The organism is Streptomyces nanshensis (genome assembly GCF_001751255.1).
GTDB classification, from domain to species: Bacteria; Actinomycetota; Actinomycetes; order Streptomycetales; family Streptomycetaceae; genus Streptomyces; species Streptomyces nanshensis_A.
On the sequence record NZ_LJGW01000204.1, the window covers coordinates 1 to 7,711 of the forward strand.

7 protein-coding genes are annotated in these 7,711 nt (G+C 73.7%); all 7 read right to left on the reverse strand.

Going from position 1 to position 7,711, the window contains the following annotated elements:
- Positions 1-58: 58 nt before the first annotated feature.
- Complete coding sequence (locus tag AN218_RS12020) at positions 59-1,111, reverse strand: FecCD family ABC transporter permease (protein WP_079132080.1); 1,053 nt, start codon at positions 1,109-1,111, stop codon at positions 59-61.
- Positions 1,108-2,196: a FecCD family ABC transporter permease gene (locus tag AN218_RS12025; RefSeq protein WP_070016843.1), complete on the reverse strand. Its 1,089-nt coding sequence runs from the start codon at positions 2,194-2,196 to the stop codon at positions 1,108-1,110. Before AN218_RS12025 ends, AN218_RS12020 begins: the two co-directional genes overlap by 4 nt.
- Positions 2,193-2,891, reverse strand: coding sequence for a dTDP-4-dehydrorhamnose 3,5-epimerase family protein (locus AN218_RS12030; RefSeq protein ID WP_079132081.1), 699 nt, complete (start codon positions 2,889-2,891; stop codon positions 2,193-2,195). The genes AN218_RS12025 and AN218_RS12030 overlap by 4 nt, the downstream gene beginning before the upstream one ends.
- On the reverse strand, positions 2,891-3,802 hold the full coding sequence (gene rfbD, locus AN218_RS12035; RefSeq protein ID WP_079132082.1) for a dTDP-4-dehydrorhamnose reductase: 912 nt from the start codon (positions 3,800-3,802) through the stop codon (positions 2,891-2,893). Before rfbD ends, AN218_RS12030 begins: the two co-directional genes overlap by 1 nt.
- A complete protein-coding gene (gene rfbB, locus AN218_RS12040) occupies positions 3,799-4,764 on the reverse strand; it encodes a dTDP-glucose 4,6-dehydratase (protein ID WP_070016844.1) in 966 nt (321 codons plus the stop codon). The genes rfbD and rfbB overlap by 4 nt, the downstream gene beginning before the upstream one ends.
- Before the next feature lie 10 nt (positions 4,765-4,774).
- Positions 4,775-5,842 carry a glucose-1-phosphate thymidylyltransferase gene (locus AN218_RS12045; RefSeq protein WP_070016845.1) on the reverse strand — a complete coding sequence of 356 codons (1,068 nt, stop codon included), beginning with the start codon at positions 5,840-5,842 and terminating at the stop codon, positions 4,775-4,777.
- Between the two features lie 5 nt (positions 5,843-5,847).
- Positions 5,848-7,711: ABC transporter ATP-binding protein (locus AN218_RS12050; RefSeq protein WP_141747542.1), on the reverse strand; the 1,864-nt coding region annotated here is incomplete at its 5' end.

The following is a 7,711-nucleotide window of genomic DNA, read 5'->3' on the forward strand; positions in this document are numbered from 1 at the left end:
CCGGCGCCCGCCGCGTCCTCGCAGACGGGCGCCGACCAGCGGACAGGCGCCAAGCCAACTACAGGCGCTGCGACCGGCGTTGCAGCAACAGCAGCCACGCCAGATACAGCCCGCCGGTGACCCCGGTGACCACGCCCACGGGCACGATCCCCGGCAGCCGCTGCGCGGCCCAGTCCGCCAGCGCCGCCAGCAGGGCGCCCATCCATGCGGCGGGCAGGATGTTCGGTCCGCTCGACCGCGTGAGGCGGCGGGCTAGTTGGGGAGCCGCCAGGGAGATGAAGGGGATCGGCCCCGCCGCCGCGACCGACATCGCNGTCAGTCCCGTACCCGCCGCGAGCAGCACCAGACGCGTACGCTCCGGGGCGACGCCGAGGGCCGCCGCGGCGTCGTCGCCCATCTCCAGCAGGGCCAGCCGGCGGGCGTGCGCGAGGACGACCGGCAGCAGAAGCAGGACGCCCGCGGCGGCCACGCCCGCGTCGCTCCAGCCGCGCCCGCCGAAGCTGCCGATCATCCATGTCGCGGCCTCCGCGGCCTTCCCCAACTCGGCCCGTACGAACAGGAACCGGGTGCAGGCGCCCAGCACCGCCGATACGCCGATGCCGATCAGCACCAGCCGGAACCCGTGGACGCCGCCACGCCAGGCCAGCAGATAGACCGCGCCGGCGGTCACCAGCCCGCCGGCGACCGAGCCCGTGGCGGTGGCGGCCGTACTCGCGTCGAGCAGGATGATCGCCACCAGCGCCCCCGCGGAGGCGCCGTTGCCGAACCCGATGATGTCCGGACTGCCCAGCGGATTACGGGAGACGGACTGGAAGACGGCTCCGGAGGCGCCCATCGCGAACCCCACCAGCAGCCCGTCCAGGACGCGCGGCAGCCGCAGGTCCACGACGACGAACCGGGCACCGGGCGGCCCCGACCCCAGCAGCGTGCGCACCACCTCGGCGGGGGAGAGCGGGAACTCGCCGAAGCCGATGGCTGTCACCGCGGCCGCCGCCCCGGCCACCGCGAGGAGCACCGAGACCAGCAGCGCGCGGGGTGCGAAGCGCAGCGACCACCCGCCGCGCAGACGCACATGGCCGCGGCCCGCGGCGACCGACACCGGGCCCGTCACAGCTTCACCACCCTGCTGCGCTTGACGAGATGGATGAAGAGCACGCCGCCCAACAGCGCGGTCACGATGCCGACTTGGATCTCCGAGGGCGGGGCGACGACCCGTCCCACGACGTCGGAGACGAGCAGCAGCACCGGGGAGAAGACGGCGCAGTACGGGAAGAGCCAGCGGGCGTCGGGGCCGCAGACGGGACGCACCGCGTGCGGCACCATCAGGCCGACGAAGCCGATCGGTCCGCAGACCGCCGTGGCGCCCCCGCACAGCAGCGTCACGGCGGCGACGGACAGCACCCGGGTACGTCCCGGTGCCGCCCCCAGCGAACGGGCCGAATCGTCGCCCAGCGCCATGGCGTTGAGGGGACGGGCCAGCCCGAGCGCCAGCACGGTGCCGGCGAGCAGCAGGGGGGCGGCCTGGAGAAGCAGCCGGCCGTCCCGTCCCGCGAGGCTTCCCACGTCCCAGTCGCGCATCCGGTCCAGGGCCTCCAGATCGAGGAGTTGGAGCCCGTTGACGTAGCCGCTGAGCGCGGCGCTCACGGCGGTGCCCGCGAGCGCGAGCCGTACGGGGGTCGCGGCGCGGCTGCCGGCGAGGGCGTTGACCAGGACGGCGGCGACGGCCGCCCCCGCGACCGCGAACCACAGATAGCCCTGGAAGGTGCGCACCCCGAACAGGCTGACGGCCGTGACCACCGCCGCGGACGCGCCCGCGTTGACGCCGAGCAGCCCCGGGTCGGCGAGGGGGTTGCGGGTGAGCGTCTGCATGACGGCGCCCGCGAGGCCCAGGGCCGTGCCCACCGCGATCCCGATGAGGGTCCGCGGCAGCCGCAGGTCGTGGACGATGGTCTCGTTCTTGCCGACCGGGCCGCGCGTGAGGCCGTCCCACACCTGGTCGAGGGGGATGTGGTGGGTGCCCACCGACAGACTCAGCGCGGCGGCGGCCACGAGCAGCACCAGGCCCGACAGCAGTCCGGCGGGCCGCAGGGCGCGGCGCCGCGGCGGCGCACCGGGATCGGGCGCTGTGCCGGTGTCGCGGGACGCCTCGCGGGAGGCGGCCGGGGCCCTGCGTTCGACGGCGGAGAGCCCGCTCACGGTCTCTCCGGGCGGGCGCCCGCCCCACTGCCGGAGACACTGCCGGAGACACCGCCGAATACGGCACCGGACGCGTCACCGCTCATGTCGCCCCCGGCGTCCGGCACTTCGGGCCTGCCGGCCCGCAGACGTACGCACTCCTCGTAGGAGGGCAGCAGCCCGAGGTCCGCGGCCTCCGCGAGCGTCGGCGCCGCCGCGTCCTTGGGTGAGAGCAGCGGCGTCACCTCGGAGGGCCAGGCGATGCCGAGCGCCGGATCGAGCGGATGGACGCCGTGTTCGCGGTGCGGCGCGTACCCCGTCGAGCACAGATAGACCACGGTGGCCTCGTCGGTGAGCGCCAGGAAGGCGTGCCCCAGCCCCTCCGCGAGATACAGCGCGCTCGCGGAACCGCCGAGCCGTACGGCCTCCCACGCGCCGAAGGTGGGCGACCCGTGCCGTACGTCCACGACCACGTCCAGCACCTCACCGGCCACACATGTGACGTACTTGGCCTGGCCGGGCGGCACGTCCGCGAAGTGCACGCCGCGCAGCGAACCCCGCCGCGAGACCGAGCAGTTGCCCTGCGCGAAGCCGGGGGAGGCCCCCGTCGCCTCGGTGAACTCACCGGCGCGGAACCACTCGTGGAAGGCGCCCCGATCGTCCCGGTGCACGGACGGCGTGTGCACCCACGCTCCCTCGATGCTCAGCGGACGCATCAGATCCCTTTCCGGGCCGCCCGCAGGGCCGCCTCGTGTGCCGGGCCGCCGTGGACGACCGAGGAGAACGCACGGGTGAGCACGGTGCGCCAGTCCGGCGGCGGCGGTTCGCCCACCGCCGCCCATCTGCCGTGGCCGAGCACGCTCCAGGCCGGGCGGCGGGCGCGGCGCCGCAGGGAGGCGCTGCTCATGGGCCGTACGCGGTCCGCGTCCTCGCCGCAGAGCCGGTAGATCTCCCGTGCCAGGCCGTACCAACTGGTGCGTCCGGCGGACGTCGCATGGAAGACGCCCGTGGCCGCGGCGGCGGGCAGCCGCCCCAGCGCCAGCAGCCGCCCGGCGACCTCACGGGTCCAGGTGGGCTGGCCGAACTGGTCGTCGACGACGTCCGCTTCGCTGCCCGCGGCGGCGCGCTCGGCCAGGGTGCGCACGAAGTTGCCGCCGTGCGCGCCGTAGAGCCAGGCCGTGCGCACCACCGTGCCCGAGTGCGGAAGGGTCTCCAGCACGGCACGCTCCCCGGCGAGTTTGCTCCGCCCGTACGCCGAGCGCGGGCTCGTACGGGCGTCCTCGGAGTACGGGGCGTCCGCGTCGCCGGAGAAGACGTAGTCCGTCGAGACGTGCAGCAGCCGCGAGCCGGCGTCCGCGCAGGCGCGGGCGAGGACGGAGACGCCGTGTGCGTTGGCCTGCCATGCCCCGCTCTCGTCGTCCTCGGCGCCGTCGACGTCCGTCCAGGCGGCGCAGTTGACGACGACGGAGGGCCGCGCGCGTTCCAGTACGCGGGTCACGGCGGCCTCGTCGGTGAGGTCCAGTTCCGGGCGGGTGAAGGGCAGCGCCGGGACGCCCGCCGCGGAGAGGACGTCGCACACGTCCCGGCCGAGCATCCCGCCGGCCCCGGTGACGAGCCATCCCGTCAACGCGACCACTCCTCACGGTGGTTGCGGTACCAGGCGACGGTCTCGTCGAGCCCGTCGTCGACGGAGCGCAGCGGCCGGTAGCCCAGCTCGTCGCGGATGCGGCTCCAGTCCACGGAGTAGCGCAGATCGTGCCCCTTGCGGTCGGGGACGTGCTCGACGCGCTCCCACGTCGCCCCGCATGCGGCGAGCAGCCGTTCCGTCAGTTCGCGGTTGGTCAGTTCGGTGCCGCCGCCGATGTTGTACGTCCGTCCGGCGAGGCCCTTCTCCAGCACCAGGCACAGGGCGCGGCAGTGGTCCTCGACGTGCAGCCAGTCGCGGACGTTGCGGCCGTCGCCGTACAGCGGCACGGTCAGTCCGTCGAGCAGGCGGGTGGTGAAGAGCGGAACGACCTTCTCCGGGTGCTGCCGCGGTCCGTAGTTGTTGGAGCAGCGGGTCACGCGGACGTCGAGTCCGTGGGTGCGGTGGTAGGCCAGCGCCAGCAGGTCGGAGCCCGCCTTGCTCGCCGAATAGGGGGAGTTGGGGTCCGGCGGCGCGTCCTCCGTCCAGGAGCCCTCGGCGACGGATCCGTACACCTCGTCCGTGGAGACGTGCACGAAGCGGTCGACGCCGTGGCGTACCGCCGCCTCCAGCAGGGTCTGGGTGCCCAGGACATTGGTGGAGACGAACTCGCCCCCGGCGGCGATGGACCGGTCGACGTGGGACTCCGCGGCGAGGTGCAGCACGGCGTCGTGCCGTGCCATCAGCGTGTCCACGAGGGAGGCGTCGCGGATGTCGCCGTGTACGACGTCGAGGCGGGCATCGTCCCGTACGGCGCGCAGATTGCGTTCGTCGCCGGCGTAGGTGAAGGCGTCGAGCACGGTGACGCCGCTGACGCCGGCGCCGTCGCGGTGCTCGGGCGCGAGGAGGGCGCGGACGAGGTGGGAGCCGATGAAGCCGGCTCCGCCGGTCACGAGAGTACGCATGGGATCCCGTTCACGAGGTGAGGTGGACGCTGCTGTGGTCGCCGAGGACGAGGCGGTGGGCGCGCGGGGCGCGGGGCGCCCCGGTGACGTGGACGGTCCGTCCGATCAGCGACCCCTCGATGCGGCCCGCACGGTCGATGTGCGAACCGGTCAGCACGATGGAGAACTCCACCTCGCTGGAGTCGATGACGCAGTCCTCCGCGACGGAGGTCGACGGGCCGATGTAGGCGTCGCGTACGACGGTGCCCGCGCCGATGACCGCGGGCCCGACGATGCGGGAGCGCACGATCTCGGCGCCCTCCTCCACCCGTACGCGGCCGACGAGTTCGCTGTCCGCGTCGACCGCGCCCTCGACCCGTCCGTCCACGCCCTCCAGGACGGAGCGGTTGACCTCCAGCATGTCGATGACGTTGCCGGTGTCCTTCCAGTAGCCCGTCACCGTCGAGGCGTGCAGCGCGTGCCCCCGGTCGATGAGCCACTGGAGGGCGTCGGTGATCTCCAGTTCGCCGCGTGCCGAGGGCCGGATGGCGCGTACGGCCTCGTGCACGGCCGGAGTGAAGAGATAGACGCCGACGAGCGCGAGGTCGCTGCGCGGGTGCGCGGGCTTCTCCTCCAGGCTCACCACCCGCCCGTCCGGGCCGAGTTCGGCGACGCCGAAGAGGGCGGGGTCGGCGACCTTGGTGAGCAGGATCGCGGCGTCCGGGCGGTCGCGGCGGAAGCCGGCGACGGGTCCGGCGATGCCGCCGACGATGAAGTTGTCGCCGAGATACATCACGAAGTCGTCGTCGCCGAGCCAGTCGCGGGCGATCAGCACGGCGTGCGCCAGCCCGAGCGGCTGCTCCTGCCTCAGATAGGTGACGCGGGCGCCGAACCGGGAGCCGTCCCCGACGGCCTCCTCGATCTCGGCCGCGGTGTCCCCGACGACGATGCCGATCTCGGTGATGCCCGCCTCCACCAGCGACTCGATGCCGTAGAAGAGGACGGGCTTGTTGGCCACCGGTACGAGTTGCTTGGCCGCGGTGTGGGTGATCGGGCGCAGACGGGAGCCGGTCCCTCCGGAGAGGACGAGAGCTTTCACTGGGATCATCCTTGCTTCACGGGGCCGGGCTGCGAGGCCCTGGCGGCGGGGAGTGGGGGAGCCGTGCCGTCGGCGTTCTGCCGGTGCCACAGCCGGGCGTAGAGGCCGTCCGCCGCGAGGAGTTCCTCGTGGGTGCCGGACTCGGCGACGCGGCCGTCCTCCAGGACGACGACGGTGTCGGCCTGTGCGGCGGTGGCCAGGCGGTGGGCGACGAGCACGGTGGTGCGCCGCCCGGAGGCGGCCGAGGTGACCTGGGTGATGACGCGTTCCGCCGCCGGGTCGAGCGCGGAGGTGGCCTCGTCCAGCAACATCAGCCCGGGGTCGACGAGTTCGGCCCGCGCGAGCGCGATGAGCTGCCGCTCGCCCGCGGAGAAGTTGCGTCCGCGCTCGCCCACCCGCTGGCGGAAGCCGAACGGCTGCGACGCGATCAGGGGCAGCGCTCCGGTCGCCCGTGCCGCGGCCTCTACCTCCGCGTCCGGGGCGTCGGGACGCCCGTAGCGGATGTTGGCGGCGATGTCCCCGGTGAACAGGTGCGGTTCCTGCGGTACGTAGCCGGTCAGCCGCCGGTACGCGGAGGCCGGGTAGTCGCGGATGTCGGTGCCGCCGACGAGGATGCGTCCCTCGGACGGCTCGTGGAAGCGCAGCAGCAATTTGACGAGGGTGGACTTGCCGGCGCCGGTCCTGCCCACCAGCGCCGTCGTCCGCCCGGCCGGCACCGTCAGGCCGACTCCCTGGACGGACGGCTGCGGCGCACCGGGGTAGGTGTGGCTGACGGAGCGCAACTCGACCTCGCCGGTGAGCCGTTCGGGCAGCGCCGCGCGGGCCTGCTCGTCTGCCGGCGGCGTCGGCAGCCGCAGCAGCTCCACGGTGCGGCGCAGTCCGACGGCGGCCTGCTGGTAGCTGTCGAAGGCCATCGAGAGCTGCTGGATGGGGGAGAAGAGCATCCCCAGGCAGAGCATGAACGCGATGAGGACGCCCGGGGCGAGCGTGCCGCCCGCGACCCAGACCGCTCCCACGAACAGCACGAGCGCCTTGGCGAGTTCGGAGCACAGATTGACGGAGGGGAAGTAGACCGAGGCGTAGCGCTGCGCCCGCAGCCGTGCCGCGCGGTAGGAGTCGGACAGCTCGTCGAAGGCGCTGGCGGTGTCCTGCTGCCGGTTGCCCGCCTGGGCGACGCGCAGCGCCGAGACGTTCTCCTGGAGCGAGGAGTTGACCTCGCCGATCCGGCGCCGTGCCTCCGCGTACGCCGCCGACGACAGGCGCCAGAAGACGACGCTGGCGATGGCGACCAGCGGCAGCGGTGCCAGCGCGACGAGCGCCAGCGGCAGATCCACGGCGAGCATCACGACCGTCACACCGGTCACGGTGGCCAGCGACGCGACGGCGGTCAGCAGATGCGACTGGAGGAAGGTCGACATCGCCTCGATGTCGTTGGCCATCCGCGTCATGATCTGGCCGCTGCGCTCGTGCTCGTAGAAGTCGATGCCCAGGCGCTGGAGTTGGGCGAAGGAGCGTACGCGCAGCCCGTACAGCACCCGTTCGCCCGCGCGCCGCGCCACCTGGCTCTGCAGGACCATCACCGCCCAGCCCGCGAGGACGAGGCCGAGCGCCAGCAGGGCCGAGTCGCGCAGCACGTGCCCCGCACCGGCACGGACGCCCGAGTCGAGGCCGCGGCGGACGAGCAGCGGCAGCGAGGTCGTGGCGGCGGTGTCCAGGACGAGCAGCGCGAGGCCCAGCAGCAGCGCCCAGCGGACGGGCCGGAGCAGAGCGCGCAGGTTGATGTGCGGGCGTGGGGCGCGCAGTTCGGCCTCGTCGAGGTGCGGATCGTCCGTCCCGCGGCGGTCGCGCCCGGCGGGGTCTCCCGCGTCG